General features: G+C 44.3%; 16 protein-coding genes. 9 read left to right on the top strand and 7 right to left on the bottom strand.

The genetic code is table 11. The features are described from left to right. The first annotated feature begins 105 nt into the window (after positions 1–105). Positions 106–1038, top strand: coding sequence for an electron transfer flavoprotein subunit alpha/FixB family protein (locus IP485_RS13330; RefSeq protein ID WP_198327723.1), 933 nt, complete (start codon positions 106–108; stop codon positions 1036–1038). 192 nt (positions 1039–1230) lie between these two features. On the opposite strand, the gene IP485_RS13325 is transcribed toward IP485_RS13330, so the two are convergent. Next, positions 1231–2025, bottom strand: a complete 795-nt coding sequence (locus IP485_RS13325; protein ID WP_198327722.1) for a TrmH family RNA methyltransferase — start codon at positions 2023–2025, stop codon at positions 1231–1233. A gap of 97 nt (positions 2026–2122) precedes the next feature. After that, positions 2123–3106, bottom strand: coding sequence for a class 1 fructose-bisphosphatase (locus IP485_RS13320; RefSeq protein WP_198327720.1), 984 nt, complete (start codon positions 3104–3106; stop codon positions 2123–2125). A gap of 384 nt (positions 3107–3490) precedes the next feature. Between IP485_RS13320 and IP485_RS13315 the strand changes: the two genes are divergently transcribed. The 3 genes from IP485_RS13315 to IP485_RS13305 are packed head-to-tail and all read left to right on the top strand — an operon-like array spanning position 3491 to position 6376. Beyond that, complete coding sequence (locus tag IP485_RS13315; RefSeq protein ID WP_197177606.1) at positions 3491–4564, top strand: aspartate carbamoyltransferase catalytic subunit; 1074 nt, start codon at positions 3491–3493, stop codon at positions 4562–4564. 59 nt (positions 4565–4623) lie between these two features. After that, entirely contained in the window at positions 4624–5835 is a 1212-nt protein-coding gene (locus tag IP485_RS13310) for a dihydroorotase (protein ID WP_198327718.1), read from the top strand. Continuing rightward, a complete protein-coding gene (locus IP485_RS13305; protein WP_227686554.1) occupies positions 5828–6376 on the top strand; it encodes a DUF2127 domain-containing protein in 549 nt (182 codons plus the stop codon). The genes IP485_RS13310 and IP485_RS13305 overlap by 8 nt, the downstream gene beginning before the upstream one ends. A gap of 77 nt (positions 6377–6453) precedes the next feature. Here IP485_RS13305 and IP485_RS13300 read toward each other — a convergent pair whose 3' ends face one another. The 3 genes from IP485_RS13300 to IP485_RS13290 form a co-directional block, all read right to left on the bottom strand. Next, positions 6454–7728, bottom strand: coding sequence for a cation:proton antiporter (locus tag IP485_RS13300; RefSeq protein WP_198327714.1), 1275 nt, complete (start codon positions 7726–7728; stop codon positions 6454–6456). A gap of 154 nt (positions 7729–7882) precedes the next feature. Beyond that, positions 7883–9523 (bottom strand): DUF2254 domain-containing protein, encoded by a 1641-nt coding sequence (locus tag IP485_RS13295; protein ID WP_198327712.1) that lies wholly within the window; start codon positions 9521–9523, stop codon positions 7883–7885. 133 nt (positions 9524–9656) lie between these two features. Further along, positions 9657–11189: a YihY family inner membrane protein gene (locus IP485_RS13290; protein ID WP_198327710.1), complete on the bottom strand. Its 1533-nt coding sequence runs from the start codon at positions 11187–11189 to the stop codon at positions 9657–9659. 428 nt (positions 11190–11617) lie between these two features. Between IP485_RS13290 and wrbA the strand changes: the two genes are divergently transcribed. Both wrbA and IP485_RS13280 read left to right on the top strand, forming a co-directional pair. Then, positions 11618–12235, top strand: coding sequence for an NAD(P)H:quinone oxidoreductase (gene wrbA / locus IP485_RS13285; protein WP_198327708.1), 618 nt, complete (start codon positions 11618–11620; stop codon positions 12233–12235). Between the two features lie 140 nt (positions 12236–12375). Beyond that, positions 12376–12825 (top strand): hypothetical protein, encoded by a 450-nt coding sequence (locus tag IP485_RS13280; protein ID WP_198327706.1) that lies wholly within the window; start codon positions 12376–12378, stop codon positions 12823–12825. Positions 12826–12954: 129 nt separating this feature from the next. Here IP485_RS13280 and IP485_RS13275 read toward each other — a convergent pair whose 3' ends face one another. After that, the gene (locus IP485_RS13275) at positions 12955–13725 is read right to left on the bottom strand and encodes a DUF3108 domain-containing protein (protein WP_198327704.1); all 771 of its coding nucleotides are present in this window, start codon (positions 13723–13725) and stop codon (positions 12955–12957) included. A 607-nt stretch (positions 13726–14332) separates the two neighbouring features. Between IP485_RS13275 and groES the strand changes: the two genes are divergently transcribed. Beyond that, the gene (gene groES, locus IP485_RS13270) at positions 14333–14623 is read left to right on the top strand and encodes a co-chaperone GroES (RefSeq protein ID WP_057758860.1); all 291 of its coding nucleotides are present in this window, start codon (positions 14333–14335) and stop codon (positions 14621–14623) included. Between the two features lie 123 nt (positions 14624–14746). Continuing rightward, positions 14747–16396 carry a chaperonin GroEL gene (groL, locus tag IP485_RS13265; protein WP_194365199.1) on the top strand — a complete coding sequence of 550 codons (1650 nt, stop codon included), beginning with the start codon at positions 14747–14749 and terminating at the stop codon, positions 16394–16396. A 273-nt stretch (positions 16397–16669) separates the two neighbouring features. Here groL and yaaA read toward each other — a convergent pair whose 3' ends face one another. Then, positions 16670–17482: a peroxide stress protein YaaA gene (gene yaaA, locus IP485_RS13260; RefSeq protein ID WP_198327703.1), complete on the bottom strand. Its 813-nt coding sequence runs from the start codon at positions 17480–17482 to the stop codon at positions 16670–16672. A gap of 479 nt (positions 17483–17961) precedes the next feature. Here yaaA and IP485_RS13255 point away from each other — a divergent pair. Then, the coding region (locus tag IP485_RS13255; RefSeq protein WP_198327701.1) for an NAD(P) transhydrogenase subunit alpha at positions 17962–19019 on the top strand (1058 nt) is incomplete at its 3' end.

Here is a 19019-nt window from a genome sequence, read left to right as displayed (position 1 = left end):
AGCGTGTTTATTTGACATAGACCATAGGCATAGCATCGATACAATTGGCTCTGTACACAAACAACCGCATGAATAGATGATACGAATAAATAAAGGATTAAAATCATGGCAATTTTGGTATATGCAGAACATGACAATGTCAGTCTAAAAAAGGCAACTTTAAATACAATCGCTGCTGCTAAGCAAATGGGCGATGATATCCATGTATTGGTCGCAGGTAGTGGTGCTCAGGCAGTCGCTGATGAAGCAGCAAAGGCTGAAGGCGTGACGAAGGTACTGCTTGCTGACAATGCTGCTTACGAGCACCAAATGGCAGGTAACATCGCGCTATTGGTTGCAGATATCGCGGGTGACTACAGTCATATCTTAACGGCTGCGACAACCACGGGCAAAAACTTTATGCCACGTGTTGCCGCTCTGCTTGATGTGAGCATGCTGTCAGAGATCTCTGGTGTGGTAGATGCGCAAACGTTTGAGCGTCCTATCTATGCAGGTAACGCGACGGCAACTGTGAAAACCTCAGAAGCTAAAGTAGTATTGACTGTACGTACGACAGCATTTGATCCTGTTGCAAGCGAAGGCGGCTCAGCCACTGTTGAGACTCTCGACAATGTACAAGAAACTGGCAAAGCAAGCTTCGTTAGTGAAGAGATGGCTAAGTCAGATCGTCCAGAATTGACCTCAGCTGGTATCGTGGTTTCTGGTGGTCGTGCATTGGCAAATGGTGAAAACTTCACTAAGTACATCGAGCCATTGGCTGACAAGCTAGGCGCTGCTGTAGGCGCATCACGTGCCGCTGTTGACGCAGGCTATGTACCAAACGATATGCAGGTTGGTCAAACGGGTAAAATCGTTGCTCCAGACTTATATATCGCTGCTGGTATTTCAGGCGCGATTCAGCATTTGGCTGGTATGAAAGATTCTAAAGTGATTGTTGCTATCAACAATGACCCAGAAGCACCTATCGCGAGCGTTGCTGATTATTTCTTAGAAGCGGATTTGTTCGCAGCATTACCTGAGCTAACCAGCAAGGTTTAATATATAGTCAGAGAACTACTAAGCTGCTACGGTGTTAGTCTTCCTAGATGTACTACTTGTATAATCTGCAATCGACTGCCTTATAGCAATTTTAGATTTCTTTGACTATATCAGCAGTATTAGACGTACATAATAAAAAACCCACTATCAATTGATGGTGGGTTTTTTTACGTCATGTTATTTTGGTATTAGCTAAGAGTAGTTTCGTTGACGCAAAGTCTCATATAGACATAACGACCCTGCGATCGCTACGTTTAGGCTCTCTTGGCCGTTTGGCTGCGGTAAAGCGATAGGCGTAGCACACTGCATCAGATCATCACTGACGCCTTGACCTTCGTGTCCCATAATCCAAGCCACTGGGGTAGATAAATCATGGTCGTAAATCAAGGTATCGGTATGTGAGCTGGTTGCTAAAAGTGGCACTTGTACATAATCTAAAATGTCTTGTGTGCTCAGACCCTCATAGATAGTCAGTGCAAACTGTGCACCCATACCTGCTCGTAGCGTCTTAGGAGACCAAGCTTGAGCAGTCGCACTAGTACACAGAATATTCTTTATACCGACGGCTGCAGCTGTGCGTAGTAGCGTACCAACATTGCCGCTGTCTTGTACGTCATTTAGGATCAAGCAGTCCTCATCGATCATCGATAAATTAGGCTCAGGCACCTTAATGATTGCCATGATGTCGATGCCTGTACCCAAACTGCGGATATTCTCATAGAGCGCATTTGATAAAGTGAGAATGGGCGTGTAAGTGGGCAGGCGAGTCAATACCTGCTGAACTTCGGCGTGGCTGCGTGCTGATTCAGACAAGAGTATCTGGACGAATGGATAATCGCTACGAAGTGCGGCATCAATGAGATGAACGCCCTCTATGACTGTCTGACCGTGCTTTTTACGCTGGCGAGCCTGTGCGAGCAGCGCTTTTACGAGCTTGACGGTCGTATTCTTATCTGAGGTAATCAGCTCGGTGGGATTTGTTACCATGGTGAGTCACTTAGAGAAGAGAGTGGGAGTAATGTAGATGACCAGCCTAATATTGATTATCCAACGTTAGGCTGATCGTACTTAATAATTATTCTAATTATTTATCAGAATAGTTAACGTGCAAATCTTTAACGTAATTGACTTCATTTTTGCTACCAAGTACCACAGGGACACGCTGATGAATGTCAGTCGGTTCGATATCTAGGATACGATTGACCGCATCGGTTGCGCCGCCACCCGCTCGCTCAATCAATAGACTCATTGGGTTGGCTTCATACATCAAGCGTAATTTGCCAGCTTTATGAGCGTATTTGGTGTCAAACGGATAAGTGAAGAGACCGCCACGGCATAAAATGCGATGGACGTCACCAACCATAGCGGCTACCCAACGTGTATTAAAGTCGCGACCACGTACGCCTGCTTCGCCTGCGATGAGCTCATCGATATACTGCTGCATCGGTGCGCGCCAGTAGCGATAGTTTGAGCTATTGATGGCGTATTCGCTGGTATCAGCATCGATTTGGACGTTGTCTTCTATCAGCACATAGTCGGACGTCTCTGGATCTAGGCTGAACATCACAACCTTGTCAGCGATGGTCAGCGCCAATACGGTAGAAGTGCCATATAATAGATAACCGGCGGCTAGCTGTTTATTGCCTGCTTGTAGATAGTCGCTGTTTTCACTGGTTTGACCTTGGCGCTCATACGGCAAAATAGAGAAAATCGTGCCCACTGCCATATTAATATCGATGTTTGATGAGCCATCTAATGGGTCAAATAACACCAATAGGCTACCATCATCATTAGCAGCGGTAGCGTCATCGAGCTCTTCTGACGCAACACCAGCACAATGAGCATTTTTTGCCAAGGCATCTAGCAATAAATCATTGGCCAGTACGTCGAGTTTCTTTTGATCTTCGCCTTGGACGTTTTGATTGCCAGCTTCGCCTAAGATATCTGCTAAAGCACCTTTTCTAAGCAGTTGTGAAATGGTTTTACCGACATCAGTGACAGTGGTAATCACGTCGTTGAGTGCAGGGGTAGTGGCATGTTGGTTTAGATAGTCTGCTAAGGTCGTCATAAGGCTTCCTAATAAAGGGTATGGAAAGTAGAAGAGGTGTCAAAGTAAAGAAGCATGTGGCATTCAGCACACTTGACAGCACACCTGAAATAGGTAAATTCTTAAATAGCTAATACGGCATCTTTGTCCCGACCACAAAATCAGCTACACTATATCTATTGTTATTCGTTTATAGTTTTGACAAAATCATTGGCGATAAGCGTACTGCGTGTTTGTTTGCTCTGCCTGATAGGCTGCTTTTTTGGCGGGTTTGATTACGGTGAATTGTAGCAAATAAGCGTGAAAATGTCCTTGTCTCTGTGTATATCCGTGATAAATGTTCGAAAAACGATGAATAAGCGATTAATATAGACCCATATAAACCTACTATAAAGACTTGTCATTATGTCAAATTCTCTCGATAGCAGCTCTATGCATACGATTTCGCCGACTGATTATGCAAAATTTGATCCTAGTACCATTCATCAAAGGCTCAATACTTCACTCAGTCGTCCGCAGCTCAATACTGATGGTAGTATTCGCCACTTTTTGGGCGTTGAAGGTCTCAATAAGGCCCAACTACAGGCAATCATTGCAAAAGCAGAGACTTTCTTTGATGACAATGGGCAGCTGATCAATCGTCCTGAGTTAGAGGGCTATACGGTAATGAACCTGTTTTTTGAACCATCGACGCGTACGCGAACGACGTTTGAAGTGGCCGAAAAACGACTAGGGGCAAACGTACTCAATATTGATATCGAACGCTCTAGTACCAAAAAAGGCGAGAGCCTACGCGATACGCTGTGGAATCTACAGGCAATGACGGCGGATATCTTTGTGGTACGCCACTCAGCATCAGGTGCCGCGCATTTTATGGCGACAGAAGTGACGCCTGATATTGCTATCATTAATGGCGGCGATGGCTGGCATGGACATCCAACTCAGGGGATGCTCGATATGTTGACCATTCACCGTGAGGCACCGCGTCCATTTGAAGAGCTGTCTATCGCAATCGTTGGGGATATTAAACACTCACGCGTAGCACGCTCTGATATCAGTGCACTGCAAACGCTAGGTGTGACAGACATCCGTGTTTGTGCGCCGCGCACTCTACTGCCCAAAGGCATTGAGCGTTTCGGTGTACAGGTATATGAGAACATGGATGAGTGCGTCACTGACTGTGATGTGATCATGGGATTAAGAATACAAAATGAGCGTATCGGCTCGCCGCTATTGGCATCATCAAGTGAATACTATAAGCATTATGGGATCACACCAGAGCGTATGGCGCTGGCCAAGCCTGATGCATTGGTTATGCACCCAGGGCCGATGAACCGCGGTGTTGAGATTGCCTCTAGCGTGGCCGACGGTGCACAATCCGTTATTTTAAAACAGGTAAATAACGGTATTGCCATTCGAATGGCGGTCTTATCGCTTGCGATGGAAGGTCAGCGTGCTCATCAAGCGGCTGGCAAGTAACAGTCTATCGCGCGACCTTATTCTCATTTATTTCATTTTATTGATACGGTAATAACGTTATGTCTACCATGCTGAATACTGATGCACCCATTATTGACCAATTGCCAACCGCATTTAAAGAGTCGCTGTCGCAAACCACAATAGAAAAGCTATCCGCACTGGAATCTGGCCGTGAGATGTGGCTATTACCACCATTGGTTGATCTGTGCGCACGCTTGCGTGAGCCAGGCCAACAGCAACACGGTACGCTAAAATCAGAAGGCAGTGCTGCGCGTGGTAATGGATTCTTGCATGTAGTGACACCACCTGATACCAACCCTATCTTAGAAAATGGCTCTCTCTTAAAAGGATTGCGTGAGCGAGCCTTGGAAGATGGCGGTATCTACTTACATATTTTGGGCGCATTGACTGCGGGGCTAGAGGGTGAACGGCCGTCTAATATCGCAGGTCTTAAAAAAGGTGGCTGTATCGCAGTCTCTAATGCGCGTAGACCTTTTCGTAATGATCTAGTGCTCCTACGTACATTAGAGTATGCAGCGACGTTTGGTATGAAGGTATTCTTTTATCCTGATGAGGCCAGTCTGTCTGGAGATGGGGTTGCACATGAGGGCTACATTGCGTCTTATCATGGCTTGCAAGGGATTCCTTGGATTGCAGAAACAGTCGCTTTATCTACGCAGCTACTGATGGTTGAAGAGACGGGAATCGCGGCCCATTTCAGTCAGTTATCTTGTAAGTCCTCTATCGAGCTCATGCGTTGGGCAAAAGACAAAGGTCTGCCAGTCACTTGTGATGTGGCGATGCATCAGCTTTACTTAACCGATGATAACTTAGAAGGCTTCAATGCTCAGGCTTACGTGTTGCCACCACTGCGTAGTAATACGGACCAGCAAGCCATTCGCCGCGGACTAAAAGACGGCACTATCGATGCCATCTGTAGTCATCATGAGCCACTGAACAGTACTGCCAAAAAAGCACCGTTTGCTGAGAGTACGCCAGGCATATCAAACTTTGATACGTTTATGGCGCTGGCATGTCAGCTGGTGAATGACGATGTCTTAACACTCGCACAACTAGTCGATAAAATATGTCTCAACCCTGCAAAAATCGCTGGTATTAGTGAGCAGTATGAAGCCATCGGCGGTGCAGTATTGGTCGATCCTAATTTGGAATGGCAAGTGACGGCACAATCGATGCTTTCAAACGGTAAGAATACGCCGTTTTTCAATCAGCAGTTGCAAGGACGTGTTGTGGAGACATTCTTTGGCTAATTTGCCCCGACAGGATGACCATTTGCCGCCATCCTTGAGTGATAAAAGGGGTGCTAAGAATAGTCAACAAGCCAAACCGCATAGCACAGCCAGCGAATCTATTAAAGCAGTGGCCATTTATGAGGTAGTCAAAGGCGTTGGTGCGTTATTGGGAGCAGGGGCATTATGGTGGTGGCATACCAATCTTGAGCATTGGCTGACGACGGCAACGGTTACTTGGCAGCGCAGCTTCGGTCATCTGCTCGCACCGCAAATCGACAGTGCCGTACGTATTGCTCAGCAGGCGAGCAAAAACTGGCCGATGTTCTTATTACTGATATTTGCTTATGCCAGTTTGCGCTTTCTTGAAGCTTATGGCTTGTGGCATGACAAAACATGGGCATATTGGTTTGGGGTGCTAGGATATGGGGTATTTATTCCTATAGAAATCTACTATTTAATCGTTAGCCCGTTTGATTGGTTTAAGCTTGGGATACTGGTCTCTAACCTGCTCATTATTATCGTTGTCTATCGCAATATGAAGCGAAAAGGTTTGATATAGCGTTTAAACTTAAGTTAAAAAAGCCAGTATAAGGTAATTATCTTATGCTGGCTTTTTTTACCTGTTATATTTGCAGCTTATACCTCTACTGTTTTTTCATCTTTACGAATGCTTTTGGCCACTTTACCAACACTCAGACCTTGTACCAAGATAGAAAATATTACCACTGCATAAGTGAGTGCCAATAAAATATCGCGCTCAGTGCCCATAGGTAATTGCAATACTAGGGCGACGGAGATACCACCACGTAGTCCACCCCATGTCAGCACTTTCCAAGCACCGGTGGGCAGGTCCAACTGACGATGAAAGGTCTTGGTCGTCATGCCTACCACGATGAATCGAGCAACCAAAGCTATCAAAATGGTTAAACCCGCTGCGATAAATAAATTGCCTGAATAAGCAATCATGACGACTTCTAGACCAATGAGCACAAACAAGATGGCATTTAAAATCTCATCAATCAATTCCCAAAACAAATCAATGTAGTGACGCGTCTTATCACTCATTGCCAGTGCTCGTCCTCGATTACCAACCATTAGCCCCATCATGACCATGGCAAGCGGGCCAGACAGATGCCAGTGACTGGCCAGCGCATAGCCACCGATGACGCCTGCTAATGTCAACAATACCTCTTCTTGATAGCTGTCGATGCTTTTGAGTAAGTAATATAGAATCGCCCCAAGTACTATCCCAAATACCACACCGCCACCAGCCTCGACCGCCAAAGTATGCGCCACATAATTAGCTGTTGGAATGTCGCCGCTCGATAAAATACCAAGTAGCAGCACAAAGATAACCACGCCGATACCGTCATTAAATAATGACTCACCAGCGATGACAGTTTCGATGCTTTTTGGTGCGCCTGCTGATGAGAGTATGCCCATCACAGCAATAGGATCAGTCGGCGATATCAGAGCACCGAATAATAGGCACCACAGAAAGGGTAAACCGAAACCGAGTAGTGGCAACATAAAGTAAATTGCGGTGGCAATCAGCATCGCTGACACGATAGTGCCGATACCAGCTAAAATACCGATAGGCAATTTATAGCGCCTCAGATCACTAATATTGACATGCAGTGCTCCAGCAAACAGCAACATGGAGAGCATGCCATCTAATAACACTTCGGTAAAATCAAGCTGCTCCAATAAGCTGACTTCGTAATCAATCAGCTGATCAAAGCCTAGAAATCCTAAAAATATCGCGCCGATCGACAGTAAAATAGAGATGACCATCACGCCAATGGTGGTGGGTAAGCCGATAAAACGGTGATTGACATAGGTCAGTAGGGCAGTGATCGATAAAAATATGGCGCTTATTTCAAGGATGGTCAGGCTGGTTGCGGGTGCCATAAAGTAGGTCTCGTATAAAGATAAAAAGTATTCTAAGCACAAGGCTCATAAAAAATAGCTTTGTTGATGTGGATTGATTGATAGCGACGTTGTTCATAATCCGTGTCATGTTTGAATATTTAACATGCCCTTATACTATCAACTGAGTATTTGATTAGCTGGACTGCATTTGTAATGCCTGACGAATATCAGCTGCAAATTCACTGATATAATCAAAGTGTTTGTGCTGCGCATCATCATCAAGAATAAACTGCTTAGCCTGCTCACACATAGCGGTCAAATCTGTGATGAGTTCTGGATAGCTCAGATTATCCTCTCCTGCCCGCTGAATCAGATTTAACTCATGCAATAGCGTTTGCTGCTGTGCCTGATTGACCCGTGCATAATTCAAATTGACCATAGCCTGACAGAGCGCTTTTAATACCATCAAATCTGCTGCTGCATAACGACGTATTTCACCGATTGATACGTCAATAAAGTCAGATATTGTAGGCGTATGGGTAACCAATGCCAGTATCGCTAGGCGCTCAGGCTCGATCGCATCACTGGTGACGCTGTCATCTGACTGCGATATATGAGCCTCTGGCTGCGGTATATAAAAATGATAGGGGCTTGGTGGCTGTCGACGCATCATGATACTTAAGCAGCTGGTCAAAGATTGCACACAGTTGACGGCGGTCTTCGGATCATTGATACCAGGGGACAATGCTCGTACGGCAATCTCAGTCATCTGACCTAAACTGTAGGCAATGTCATTAGAATGCGCCAGTCGTTGCTCGAGTCGCACGCAGCCTGTAAAGCGCTGCCAAAACAAGCCATCAGGTGCTCGCGGTATCACTGCCAAATGCGGTGTGGCTGTTTTTTGTTGATTATTGGGGTGGCCTGCTGGTCGCTGATAAAAATAGCCAATGACATTTTTGTCAGTGACATACTCACCCAAATTGACATGCATTTGTACCACACCGCCATAATCCTGAGACAGTGTGATCAAGGACTCAAGATATATTTGCTGCAAATAACCAGTTTGCGGGGAATAGATAGGCGTGGCAGACCAGTGATGGAATTGCTCAATATCATGGTGCTCAGTGTCGCGTTGGTGCTGAATATCGCATTGATCGTCGTACCAGTAATCGATATTAAGAATGGCATCGTTACTGGCGTTTTGGATGACGTGAGACGCTTGAATGGCATGTACCATATGCTGTACAAAGTACACCAATAAGAGGGCGCAAATAATCGCCATAATGATAGCAAAGGTGACGGCTAATTGCGGCACACCAAAAGACACATCGTATTTATGAATAGATTTTAGTACCAGTAAGCTATAGCTAAAGGTACCGATAAAAGCACCTAATACGAACTGATTTGGTGTGTCAGTCAAAAAATTGCGCAATAACCGAGGGCCAAACTGTGATGAGGCCATGGACAGCACTGCGATCGTAATCGAAAATGTCGTGCCAGCCACACCCAATACAGCACCAGCAATGGCAGTCATGATGGCGCGTGCAGCATCATCATCACCAGTGAAAGCAAAGGAGATCTCTCGCACCGTCTCGCGATCAAAGTGCTGATCAATAGTCACCAGTAAAGGCGCCAGTAAAATACCAACAATCACACAAGCGGTTGGAATAAACCAATAAGAACCGATCAGCCACTGCCATAAATTTCTAAGGCGGTCAGGCAAGTCAGTTAATGTCTGTATCGACCACAGCTGAGTCAACTGCTTTAGCTTCGCTTGGCTGGCATGAATCGTACTTTCCCAGACACTTTTTTTATTGTTTTTATTTATGGACATCAGTTTTAAGGTCTCCAAAAACAGTTTTTTATGACTTGTTTATTCATTTACCTTAAACAGGCTCTCACATATCAAAACGTCATTATCTTGATCAATTTGCTTCAACTTATACACCTCAATTCATGTAAATCACTTAAGAGGCTGTGGGGTTGTCTGCTTCTGTAATGATTGCGTTTTTATGAGTACGTCTGGTCGTATCCGTCTCGCTAGGTTGCTCAGCAGATCCTATGGGAATAATGGCTTCGTTTTGATGATCATCGTAGTCAATATCACTGTCTTTATCATAAGCCATTGGATCTAAATGTGCGGATGACTCAAGATTGGCATCACCTCTTGTCAACGAGGCATCTGTTGCAGCCTTTGTCTTTCTAAAAAATTTGGCATCATCATGTTTACCAGATGTTTTTTTGCGTGGTTCGCTGTTGGCAAAAATAGCGCTCAATGGCAGATGCAGCTGCTGCTTAGCATAGGCTTCGGTATGCTCAAAACGATCTATCAATAAGCTAAGCCAAGGTTTTTGGTCTTCTGGCTTCATCTCATCGAGCTCATCTTTAATCGGTAACGGATAAGGCAAGGTGCGATAAAAATCCCATAACGTCATTGCATTCAGATCTTTTTTGAGCACATAGTCATCATCCTCCGTCATGGTAATGAGATTGCTGTCTTGTAGGTAATTGATATAGGTATACCACTTTGGTAGCTCTTTTCGTCCTAGTACGCTGCGCAGCGCCTGCTCGCTGACCGCTTCCCCTGTTAAGTGGTGGGTATAAACCAAGTTCAGCATATCGAGTAAACTAAGTAATGGGTGGCGAGGGTAGACCTCTTCTGTCTCAAAAATCGTTAAGGTGTAGCTGATTTCAACGCCCAGTAAAATCAGGTTCCATGACAGGTAAATCCACAATAAAAATATCGGTAGAGCAGCAAAAGCGCCGTAAATGGCTTCATAGCTGGTAAAGTTGGCCATGACTGTACCAAACAGATGCTTCATCAATTCAAAAACCACGGCAACAAACACGCCTGCGATGACAGCATTCTTTGCAGGGACGCGCGCTTTAGGGATAAACCAATACATACCGATGAAACCTGCCATGGTGATACCAATCGATACCATCTGTACCCAAAAACCCCAGTCAATGCCATAACCCGCGATTTGTCGATTGAGAAAACTCAGGCTCTGCACGGCACTTGAGGCGATAAAGGCGGTACCTAATACCAAAGGTCCCAAGGTTACAATGGTCCAATAACGCAGCATACTTTTAAGACCACCTGAGCGGTCTTCTACCCGCCAGATTTGGTTAAAGGCACGCTCAATAGTAGTCAATGTCATGATGGTCGTGAGGAATAAAATCATGGCACCGATGATCGTAAGGTTAGAAGATTTTTCGGCGAAACTGTTGATGTACTCACTGACCTGCATACTCGATTGCGGCAATAGATTACTATAGATAACTTCGTAGATCTGTGCCCTAACCAACGCGAGTGCTGGTACGGAGGACAGAATCATCAGTAGTACCGTCAATACAGGTACGATTGACAACATGGTTGTATAGGTCAGAGATGCCGCTTTCTGCTGGCAATTATCCTCAAAAAAATGCCGAGTCAAAAACCGTAAGAACTGAAACCAACGTTGTTGTAAAAACGGGAGTTTTTGTGATAATTTTTCCATGTCGACCATTTAGCAAGAGTAGTAGTGACAATAGTGTAACAAACATGAGACGTTATCATCTGCGGTTTAATTGTGTCAAAATGCACAACAAGCAGTATTAGATCAAGGCTTTCGATACCATATAAGCTCCGATACAATATAGATGATTCAATTTAAAAGTAGTACCAGACAACCGAGTGTAGATGTATGTTAAATACTTTAAGCGAGGTCAATGCTGTAACGCTTTTATAGTGGAGTGACTCTATAAGCTAAATTATGAACCATATAAGTCATGTTATAAACTAAGGTTATTTGCATGTCAGTGAATGACTCGGGCATAATGTGCACATGTTCTACAATGCCAGTTATACGTTATGTTTTAGCAGTATTAGATTGTAGATGACTGCTATTAATTACCACGTGAACGACTTTATGAGGAAGTGTTGCTAATGAGTCAGACCGCCCCTTATGTTTTGGTGCTTTATTATTCTAATTACGGTACGACGAAGACATTGGCATATGCTATCGCTCAAGGTATTGAAGATGCTGGCATGACCGCTCGTATCCGCACTGTACCGACAGTTGCGCCAGAAACCACTGCCCACAAGCCTGCGATACCTGATGAGGGTGACTTGTACTGTACGATGGATGATCTAAAAGACTGTAGCGGTCTGGCGCTTGGTAGCCCAACGCACTTTGGGAATATGGCAGCACCTATGAAGTACTTTTGGGATAATACCGTCACGCTATGGCTAGCAGGAAACTTGCAGAACAAACCAGCCTCGGTATTTACGGCGACGGGCTCCATGCATGGCGGTCAAGAAACGACTTTGCTGACCATGATGTTGCCATTGATGCACCACGGTATGATTATCGTGGGTGTGCCCTATGCAGAGCCAGCGCTGAATCGTACCCATCGTGGCGGTACGCCTTATGGTGCCAGTCATGTTAGTGGAGCGTCTCATGATCAGCCAATATCTGCTGACGAGCGTGAGCTAGGGATTGCTCAAGGTCGTCGTTTGGCAATTGCTGCCACTGCATTAGCGCAAGCAAACTGGGGTCGATAAGCAACTTTTATAAAGCTGCTACCTAGCATTGTCTAGGTCTTAAAATCTACCACCACTTGATTATAAGCAAGTGGTCATAACCAAGTGCTAATTATCAATGTTCATCAGTATATTATTCATTCAGGAAATTAAAATATCTAATGGCCACAAACCGCTCCAATAGCAAGCTCCCTAAAGCCATTAAGCCGATTGCACCTATTGCGCAGCGCTTGATGGTTACTTGGTTGATTTGGCTAGTGTATAGACTGCTTGGACTACCTATTTTTATCAGTGTCTTTAATCCTAGTAGCCCTGATATCGTTGGCGGCATCGCTTGGCAAGCATTATGGCTAGTCCCAGCATTTATCTTAACACCATGGATATTACGCGGACGCTCACCTTATGCATTATTGATAAGCAGTATGTTTACCCTGGTATATTTGGGGGCGAGTGGTGTGGTGCTGTTTACTCGTATATATGGCAGTAGCTGGGCCGAAATAGCCGTATATTTAACGGATTTCTTACTATTGCTTGCCATCAATGTTTGGTTGTTTATTTTGCTCAAACGCCTGCCTTCGATGAACAACGTGGTCAAAAAGCCTCGCCGTTAAATAATTGAACGAATAGCTTAACCAATCTGTTTCTTATCAAGTCATGCCTATATTTTAATAGCATAAAAAAGCGGCACTCCATTTAGGGTGCCGCTTTTTTGTTTGATAGTACTGCTAGAAACAATTGGATTAATTAATCTTGGTCAATTCTAGATCCATTTTCTTACCATCGTTAATTTGACTGACTTTCACTGGTAGATAGTCTAAGCTCGGCGCCAACCAAAAACTGGTAGAGCGGCTGTCGTCATCATGGACGCGGTCAACGCGTACGGTATCAAAAGTGCCCGCTGGTACAGTAATTTTGGTGCTGCCAGACTTTTTAAACGGGGTCTTTTCAATTTTGTCTTTCTTCGCCATGTAATAATTACCAGAGAATTTACCGTTCAGCAGGTCTTGGCGAATTTGCACTTCAAGACTCAAATCGTCAAAAGCCTGTTGCGACATAGTCATAGTCGTCGACTTGCCTTTATAGTTACTGGTGACTATCTTGCTACTTGGATTAAAGTCAAGTTTGAGGGTACGGCCAATCCCCAATAATTTATAAGTAGTACTGGCTTGGGTCGGACTGACATTGTTACCATTAATGGTAAAGGTGCTGTTTTGTGAGGCACTCGCCACGCCTGCTACTCGAGCACTGACATTGTACTTCCAAGTACTACCAGATTTGCTGAGTGCACGAGTCGCAGTTCCTTTGTATTTATCCTCAACGGTAAAGCTATAATTGGCCGTCGATGGCTGAACGGTCTTTGCGCTAGCAATGGTAGGTGCGGTCATACTAAGAGCTCCAACGGTAGAAATACTGATACCTGTGATTAAGGCAGTTAAAAATTTAGATGGACTGCGAGTTGCGTTATTAGAACTGTCATTCGATGACGTTTTATTCAGGGACAAAAAACTCATAAATACCTCTTAGTTAATATAATACGGATATAGCCGTTTTTATCGATCGTTCTTATTATGTTGACAAGACATATAATGGCCATACTTTGTTACATTTTCAAGAGCGACGGCAGATGGGCATGTGTAGTGCTTGTAGCCAATATTGCTACAATGACCGATGCGAGGATTAATAGTAACTTGCTGTAATGTCAGAAATGAGCGATAAATAAAAAACAGTTGCTGTATCAGACGTCGATTAGATAACGACGCTCATTTGACGCCATTATATATCGCCATCAATACATACCATCATTTATCAGGCTGTGATCCAACCTATGCTCTCTAGTCAGTTTATTCACGTCCCATTTTTTAAAAGTTAGCAAACAGTCTTTAGCAGATTCGATTGAATAATATAAAACACTGAATACAGCACTTCTATCAGAATAATCTTGTAAATTTTTGGGCTTTACACTTGAAGCCAGTCCCTCTTGCCCCCACTTTTTGTTACAAGCTCAAAGCGTATCTTTGAATGGCTACTATTAAATGGTAGCTCTTGTAGGTACTGGTATTGAGACTATTAATTCAAATAAACCCTTAATTCAAACAACCCATTTTTGGAGTCATATCGATGAACATTCGTCCTTTACATGATCGTATTGTCGTCCGCCGTATAGAAGAAGAAACAAAAACTGCTGGTGGTATCTTGCTTCCTGGTTCAGCTCAAGAAAAGCCATCACAAGGTGAAGTGCTTGCAGTGGGTAACGGTCAGGTTCGTGACAACGGCGAAACTCGCGCGTTAGACGTAAAAGCTGGCGACAAAGTATTGTTCGGTCAATATGCTGGTCAAACTGTCAAAGTTGACGGCGAAGAACTATTGATTATGAAAGAATCTGACGTATTGGGTGTGCTAGAAGGCTAGTCCTTTTGAGTATATTTCTATACTCAGCACATTTTGATAACAGTCTTTGATAACCGCTTTTGATAAGCAAATATCAAATCATTTAATTGCATTCTCATACTTATAATAGTGGAGTAATTTAACATGGCAAAAGACGTAAAATTCGGCATAGATGCCCGTAAACAAATGATGGACGGCGTAAACGTTCTAGCAAACGCAGTACGTGTCACCCTAGGCCCTAAAGGTCGTAACGTTGTTATTGATAAATCATTTGGCGCGCCTACCATCACTAAAGATGGTGTATCGGTTGCCAAAGAAATCGAGCTTGAAAACAAATTTGAAAACATGGGTGCACAGTTGGTCCGTGAAGTTGCTAGCCGCACAAATGATGTCGCTGGTGATGGTACTACTACTGCAACTGTATTGGCTCAGTCAATCTTGCAAGAAGGCATGAAGTCAGTGGCTGCTGGCATGAACCCAATGGATCTAAAACGCGGTATCGATAAAGCGGTACGTGCTGCTGTTGAGCAAATCCATTTGTTATCAACGCCAGCTGATGATTCAAAAGCCATTGCTCAAGTGGGTTCTATCTCTGCTAACTCAGACACCAAAATCGGTGAGCTGATTGCTCAAGCGATGGAAAGAGTTGGTAAGCAAGGCGTTATTACGGTTGAAGAAGGTTCAAGCTTCGAAGATACCCTAGAAGTAGTAGAAGGTATGCAGTTTGACCGTGGTTATATCAGCCCGTATTTCGCTAACAAGCAAGACAGCCTAACTGCTGAATTTGAAAACCCATATATCTTGCTAGTTGATAAAAAAATCAGCAACATCCGTGAGATCGTGCCATTACTTGAGCAAGTTATGCAGCAAAGCAAACCACTGCTTATCATTGCTGAAGACGTAGAAAACGAAGCATTGGCAACACTAGTTGTAAACAACATGCGTGGCGGCTTAAAAACTTGTGCGGTTAAAGCACCAGGTTTTGGCGATCGTCGTAAAGCAATGTTAGAAGACATCGCGACGCTAACTGGCGGTACTGTGATCTCTGAAGAGATTGGTCTGAGCTTAGAGACTGCTACTCTAGAGCAACTTGGTACGGCTAAGAAAGTCACTGTCGGTAAAGAAAACACCGTGATCGTTGATGGCGCTGGTAACAAAGCTGACATCGAAAACCGCGTTGAGTCTATCAACCGTCAGATCGAAGAGTCTACTTCTGACTATGACAAAGAAAAGCTACAAGAGCGTGTTGCAAAACTAGCTGGCGGCGTAGCAGTTATCAAAGTTGGCGCGGCGACTGAAACCGAAATGAAAGAGAAGAAAGACCGTGTTGATGATGCGCTACATGCGACTCGTGCAGCGGTTGAAGAAGGTGTTGTACCTGGCGGCGGTGTGGCACTAGTACGTGCGATGAATGCATTGTCTGAACTAACAGGCGATAACGATGACCAAAACGCTGGTATCAATATCTTACGTCGTGCCATGGAAGCCCCATTACGTCAAATCGTGACCAACGCTGGTGAAGAAGCCTCAGTTGTGGTTAACGAAGTGAAAAGTGGCAGTGGCAACTACGGTTACAATGCAGCTTCTGGTGAATACGGTGATATGCTAGAGATGGGTATCCTTGATCCAGCTAAAGTAGCACGTTCAGCACTAGAAAACGCTGCATCTGTTGCAGGCCTCATGCTAACGACCGAAGTCATGATTACTGATTTGCCACAAGGTGATGACGGTATGGCTGGTATGGGCGGCGGTGCTGGAATGGGCGGTATGGGTGGAATGGGCGGCATGATGTAATTTTACTTCTACTGCAAAGTGATTTCTCTTTGTCGAATATGCTTAATGTACGATAGATACTATTTTCGCTTATCTTCCTCGACAAATCACTTTTCGTAAGAAGTATGACCAACGTCATAAAGTTCGTTTAACCACTAAAGCTCTGCTATCGCAAGATAGCAGGGCTTTTTTGTATCTAGTCTAATAGGATAGTGAGAATCACATAGAGTAACCCTGATAGAACTTAAGACTATCAGGGGTTTTATCATCAGAGGTTAATCACAGTTATTACTGCTACTGATTCACAGCATCCCGTCTAAACGTCCACGTCTTGTCATCAGACGCTTCTTCACAGTAGTAGTATCCTGCCAAATCAAACTGCTTTAGCTGCTCAGCATTGGTCAGCTTGTTATCTGCGGCATATTTGACCATCAAGCCTCGTGCTTTTTTGGCATAGAAGCTAATCACTTTATATTGACCATTCTTTTCGTCTTCAAATCGTGGCGTGATGATTTCAGCTTTTAGGGCTTTCTTTTTTACAGATTTGAAGTATTCATTAGAAGCCAAATTAATCAATGTTTTATCGTCGCTATCAGCCATTCGGGCATTGATAACCTCAGTCACTTCCTCGCCCCAAAACTCATATAAGTTATCACCGCGCTCATTTTTCAGTTTGGTGCCCATCTCTAATCGATATGGCTGAATAAGATCCAGTGGCTTTAGTACACCATACAGCCCAGACAATATTCCTAAATGTTCATTGACGTAGACAGCCGTGTCCTTATCCATATGATACATATCAAGCCCAGTATAAACGTCACCATCGAATAAATAACCTGCAGGTTTTGCTATATTGCCAGAGATGTCATCAGTAAATGGCTGATCCTGACTCCAATGCCATTGCTGATTGCGTGTGGCATTTAACTGGGCGAGATCATCGGATATGCTCATCAGTTCCTGTAAATCGAGGGGCTCTTTTGACTTGAGTATTTTCATCAATGACTGTGAGTGTTCGATAAGTTCAGGCTGACTGTAATAATTTCCCAGATTTATAGCTATGGCATCGGTTTCATTCAAAGATTTGGCAGGAGAAAGTAAAAAATACATCATGATTCCTTATTATAGGGTGGCAATAATCAGGTTATGAGAGTGTCAAGCATGCTTATTATACGGTAGTCACGGATTTAACTTGGTCTATTCCTAGATGTTTTATCTATCTTAGCAAGATATTTTTGGTTTTTATATGTTTGGAATGCTAAGTACTTGGTGGCTTTAGGCCTTTGTATATAAGGCTTTATCATTGTTTAAAACGGTAAAAGGCTTTAATATAACAACAAAAGTTATGCTATTGGTGTAAATACCAAAATTTTTATATTACTTGGTGGTCACCATTAGGCAATGAAAATTACAAGACGATATCTCTATAATAAAAAGGCATGATGGTAAATCAGCCATCATTTATTAAATTGATAAGCTTTAGTCGTCATTTTGTATTAAGCATGACCAAAGGTTTTTTGTCCCCTGTGCTTTTTAGAGGTGCGTTGAGGGTATTAAAGGTATTTATTTGACATAAGTAAGGAGACGGTATGAAAATCGGTGTAATCAGTGCAGATAGCGCGAGCGAGAGCCGTGTCGCACTAACCCCAGACGCAGTAAAAAAATTGCGTAAGCTTGGGTTTGACGTTGTCATTCAGTCAGGCGCAGGTCAAGCAGCATACTACGCTGATGCGTTGTATCAAGCCGCCGGTGCCGACATTGCCAGTAGTAGCACCGAGGTCATTACCCAGTCTCAGATTATTACCACCGTCAATGACCTACCAACTGAAGCCATCGATGGCTTGTCATCTGGTCAGATTGTCATTGGCATGCTGGATCCTTATCGTAACACTCAGCTTGACACTTATGCAGCCAAAGGTGCAACCGCCTTTGCCATGGAGTTATTGCCCCGTACCTTGTCACGCGCACAGAATATGGACGTACTGTCATCACAGGCCAACCTTGCAGGTTATAAAGCCGTATTGCTTGCGGCCAATGAATACTCACGTCCATTTCCGATGTTTATGACCTCAGCAGGTACAGTTAAGCCTGCTAAAGTGGTCATCCTAGGTGTTGGCGTGGCAGGTCTGCAGGCCATTGCAACCGCCAAGCGTTTAGGCGCTGTCGTTGAAGCCAGTGATTTACGTCCGACTGCTCGCGAGCAGGTAGAGTCACTCGGTGGTAAATGGCTAGATGTGCCGATGAGTGCAGAAGAAGCTGAGACAGCCAAGTCTACAGGTGGCTATGCGTGGACGCCATCAGAGCAGTATGTCAAAGATCAAGCGGCTGTCGTGGACAAAGCCTTGAGCAACGCTGATATCGTTATTACTACTGCACAGATTCCTGGTCGTAATGCCCCGCGTCTGGTGCACGGCGCAACCCTTGCTAAAATGAAGGCGGGTTCCGTATTGATCGATATGGCAGCTGGTACCGGTGGTAACGTCGAGGGCAGCTTGCCTGACCAAACCATTACTACAGACAATGGCGTACGTATCGTTGGTGCGGCCAATATCCCATCAATGCTTGCAGCCCAGTCTTCAGATTTGTATGCCAATAACTTGGTTAACTTTATCACGACCTTAATTGCGCCTGCTGGCGATGACGCTTC

Source organism: Psychrobacter sp. NG27 (genome assembly GCF_016106655.1).
In the GTDB taxonomy this organism is placed as follows: Bacteria; Pseudomonadota; Gammaproteobacteria; order Pseudomonadales; family Moraxellaceae; genus Psychrobacter.
Note: the sequence above shows the minus strand (reverse complement) of the source record. Positions and strands in the feature narration are given on the sequence as shown.

What these genes read in the sequence shown, in the direction of transcription:
- IP485_RS13330 (WP_198327723.1), top strand. Translation starts at nt 106, where the DNA reads ATGGCAATTTTGGTATATGCAGAACATGACAATGTCAGTCTAAAAAAG.
- IP485_RS13325 (WP_198327722.1), bottom strand. Translation starts at nt 2,025, where the DNA reads ATGGTAACAAATCCCACCGAGCTGATTACCTCAGATAAGAATACGACC.
- IP485_RS13320 (WP_198327720.1), bottom strand. Translation starts at nt 3,106, where the DNA reads ATGACGACCTTAGCAGACTATCTAAACCAACATGCCACTACCCCTGCA.
- IP485_RS13315 (WP_197177606.1), top strand. Translation starts at nt 3,491, where the DNA reads ATGTCAAATTCTCTCGATAGCAGCTCTATGCATACGATTTCGCCGACT.
- IP485_RS13310 (WP_198327718.1), top strand. Translation starts at nt 4,624, where the DNA reads ATGTCTACCATGCTGAATACTGATGCACCCATTATTGACCAATTGCCA.
- IP485_RS13300 (WP_198327714.1), bottom strand. Translation starts at nt 7,728, where the DNA reads ATGGCACCCGCAACCAGCCTGACCATCCTTGAAATAAGCGCCATATTT.
- IP485_RS13295 (WP_198327712.1), bottom strand. Translation starts at nt 9,523, where the DNA reads ATGTCCATAAATAAAAACAATAAAAAAAGTGTCTGGGAAAGTACGATT.
- IP485_RS13290 (WP_198327710.1), bottom strand. Translation starts at nt 11,189, where the DNA reads ATGGAAAAATTATCACAAAAACTCCCGTTTTTACAACAACGTTGGTTT.
- wrbA (WP_198327708.1), top strand. Translation starts at nt 11,618, where the DNA reads ATGAGTCAGACCGCCCCTTATGTTTTGGTGCTTTATTATTCTAATTAC.
- IP485_RS13280 (WP_198327706.1), top strand. Translation starts at nt 12,376, where the DNA reads ATGGCCACAAACCGCTCCAATAGCAAGCTCCCTAAAGCCATTAAGCCG.
- IP485_RS13275 (WP_198327704.1), bottom strand. Translation starts at nt 13,725, where the DNA reads ATGAGTTTTTTGTCCCTGAATAAAACGTCATCGAATGACAGTTCTAAT.
- groES (WP_057758860.1), top strand. Translation starts at nt 14,333, where the DNA reads ATGAACATTCGTCCTTTACATGATCGTATTGTCGTCCGCCGTATAGAA.
- groL (WP_194365199.1), top strand. Translation starts at nt 14,747, where the DNA reads ATGGCAAAAGACGTAAAATTCGGCATAGATGCCCGTAAACAAATGATG.
- yaaA (WP_198327703.1), bottom strand. Translation starts at nt 17,482, where the DNA reads ATGTATTTTTTACTTTCTCCTGCCAAATCTTTGAATGAAACCGATGCC.